This is a genomic window from Rahnella perminowiae (assembly GCF_019049755.1).
GTDB classification, from domain to species: Bacteria; Pseudomonadota; Gammaproteobacteria; order Enterobacterales; family Enterobacteriaceae; genus Rahnella; species Rahnella perminowiae.
In genome coordinates this window covers 1-3,091 of sequence record NZ_JAFMOS010000265.1, presented here as the reverse complement: position 1 = coordinate 3,091, position 3,091 = coordinate 1, and the positions used below count along the sequence as shown (strand labels likewise).

General features: G+C 55.5%; 2 protein-coding genes. Both read left to right on the top strand.

The window, feature by feature from the left end:
* Window positions 1–212: 212 nt before the first annotated feature.
* Window positions 213–1,694: a sugar ABC transporter ATP-binding protein gene (locus tag J1785_RS02070; RefSeq protein WP_217218695.1), complete on the top strand. Its 1,482-nt coding sequence runs from the start codon at window positions 213–215 to the stop codon at window positions 1,692–1,694.
* Between the two features lie 11 nt (window positions 1,695–1,705).
* The gene (locus tag J1785_RS02065) at window positions 1,706–2,701 is read left to right on the top strand and encodes an ABC transporter permease (protein ID WP_129952144.1); all 996 of its coding nucleotides are present in this window, start codon (window positions 1,706–1,708) and stop codon (window positions 2,699–2,701) included.
* The last annotated feature ends 390 nt before the right edge of the window (window positions 2,702–3,091 follow it).

The window sequence follows — 3,091 nt, the reverse complement described above, 5'->3', positions numbered from 1 at the left end:
ACCCCGACCCTCCCCTTCGCAGGTGAGGGAGTCGATCGAGTTTCCGCTGAAGACTTTAGATCTTTTCGCTCTTAGTTATCACTTTTATTTTGTTGCTTAAATTCCCTGATATGTTAAAACTCTGCTACTGTGAGTCTTAGACGGCTAAACGTCTAAATACCCATCCGTCTATTAATAAGGCCCAACGCCCAGTGACTTCCTCCCTTCTTGAGATGCGTAATATCTCGATTTCATTTGCCGGTTTCCCTGCCCTGCGCCAGGTGGATTTCACACTGGAAGGCGGCTCCGTACATGCATTGGTCGGGGCGAATGGCGCGGGAAAATCGACGCTGATGGCCGTGCTTTCCGGTACGCATGATCATTACACCGGGCAGATAAATATTGACGGCGAAGCAGTCAATATCCGCCTGCCGCATCATGCCCGCCAGCACGGGATCCATCTGGTACAGCAGGAAGTCGATGTTGCTCTGGTGCCAACGCTCAACGTCGCTGAAAACATTATGCTGGACCGGCTTTCGGAGCCGGGCCATTTGCACAACTGGTCGCAGCTATACCATCAGGCGCAGTTGCTGACCGAACAACTCGGGCTGAACATCAGCCTGCGGGCGCGGATCGAAAGCTGCACGCTGGCTGAGAAGCAACTGATTCTGCTGGCGCGTGCGTTATCGCATAAGTGCCGTTTTCTGATCCTCGATGAACCGACTGCGCCGCTGGATCAGGCGGAAAGTGCACGACTGTTCGCGCTGGTGCGCAAGCTGAAAGCCGCCGGAATGGCGATCGTATTTATCTCACACCGCATCCATGAGCTGCGCGACATCTGCGACCGCATGACAGTGCTGCGCGACGGGCGTCTGGTCAGCGATGACAGCATGGACGGTCTGAGCAATGAACACATTATCGAGAAAATGATTGGTCATCAGCTCGACGATATTTATCCGCCCCGCCGCCCGCCTCACAGCGGTGAAACCCTGCTAAGCATCCGCGGGATGCACGATAAAGACAAACTGCGCGATATTTCACTGCGTCTGCATCGGGGAGAAATACTCGGGATCGCCGGGCTGGCCGGGGCCGGAAAAACCGAACTTTGCAAAGCGCTGTTCGGCGCGACGCCGAGCCAGATCGACAGTGGTGAGCTGAATGGCAAACCGTGGAAGCCAAAGGAGCCGCACCTGTCCGTGGAACAGGGACTGGCGTTAGTGCCGGAAGAACGGCGCAAGGAAGGGATTTTCATTGACGAAGATATCCCGATGAACCTGAGTGTGACCGCTGACGATACGTTTTCGCGCTGGAGTATTTTCAGTACGCGTCAGTCGCTGTCGTGGGCGAAAGACATTATCGGCCGCTTAGGCATTCGCGCCTCCGGGCCGATGCAAAAGCTGGCACGGCTTTCCGGTGGCAACCAGCAAAAGGTCGCCATCGGAAAATGGCTGCGCAGTGAGAGTCAGGTGCTGATCTTCGACGAACCGACCAAAGGCGTAGACATCAAGGCCAAAACGGATGTGTTCAGGTTGATCGACGGCCTGGCGCAACAGGGAAAAGGCATTATTTATGCGTCCGGTGAGTTCGTCGAACTGGTCGGTTTGTGCGACCGCATTCTGGTGTTATGGGACGGCCGTATCGTCGCCGAACTGAACGCCGCAGACATCGACGAAGAAACGTTATTAGTCTATTCAACCGGAGGAATACCCGCGTGAACAAAGCCGTGGTGAGTAAAGAAAATGTGCCCGATGCCCGCCAGCCGTGGCGTCATCAACTTTTCGAGTTTTTGTATAAATGGGGCATGTTGCTGACCGTGGTATTACTGATCGCCGCGTTTGGTCTGGCGTCAGATAATTTCCTCGAACCGTCGAACATCATCAACATTCTGCGTTCAATTGCTATCGTGACAGTCATAGCCATCGGCGTATCGATTTCCCTTGCGGTCGGCGGCTTCGATTTATCGGTCGGCTCAACGGCGTCGCTCGCCAATGCGCTGGTGATTTCAATGTTCGTCTGGCACGGTTTCGGCACCACCGAAGCGATACTTATCACGCTGGCGTTGTGTACGCTGGTCGGACTGTTCAATGCCTTTCTGATCGTCATCCTGAAAATTCCTGACATGCTGGCGACGCTCGCCAGTCTGTTCGTGATCCAGGGTGCGGCAATGACCTACAGCTATGGCGGTTCCATCACTGAAAACATGTTATTGCCAAGCGGTGATATGGCCGAAGGCACAGTGCCTGCGGTGTTCAGCCTGCTCGGCCAGGTGCCGGTGATCGTGATCGTGATGGCCGTCGTCACCCTTGCGGTACAACTGTTTATGTCGCTGACCAAACATGGACGCCGCATGTACGCCATCGGCGGCAACCCGCTGGCGGCACGCCTGGCGGGGATCCGCACCGCCCGTTATCGGGTTATCGCGTATGTCATGTCATCGGTACTTGCCGGTGCAGGCGGGATTTTGCTGGCTTCGCGCATCGGCTCCTCGCAGGTCAACGCCGGTGGCGGCTATCTGATGGACGCCGTTGCCGCCGCGTATATCGGTTTTTCGCTGGCAGGTTCCGGTAAACCTAATGCGCTCGGCACACTGCTTGGTGCGGTGATCCTGGGCGTGCTGTCGAACGGGCTGGTCATGTTGTCAGTACCCTATTATGCGATGGATATCATCAAAGGGCTGGTGCTGGCAGTGGCGCTGGCGCTGACGTATATTCAGAAACGGTGATTTTTTGGGTCCGGCACCCAAGCTGGCCCTTAAGGTCAACACCTTGGGTTGCCACCCAAACTGGCCTCAAGGGGCGCCTGTCGCCGCACCCCTTGAGAATCCCGGGCTCTTACACTGCGCGCTATCGCTAGACACTATGTTTCAGCAACCACCGCGACAGGCTGGAAATCTTGCCGCTGCGCGGTACCTTCATTTCGGGATTGCAGCCTTAGGTCTGCAACCTCTCATTCAGCAAGCTTTCTGAAACGCCCGCAGCATCTTAAATTCAAGGGCAGACAGTTTTTAGATTTCAAAATCAGTCAGGTTGTGAATTAAGAGCCTGAGGCCGGTTCCAAAATACCGCCGGACGAGAGGTGGAAAACCGCGCATCTTTTTGCGCGGGTTGTAACC

Bases quoted from the DNA above. Each gene is read 5' to 3' on its own strand.
- J1785_RS02070 (WP_217218695.1), top strand. From the start codon at position 213: ATGCGTAATATCTCGATTTCATTTGCCGGTTTCCCTGCCCTGCGCCAG.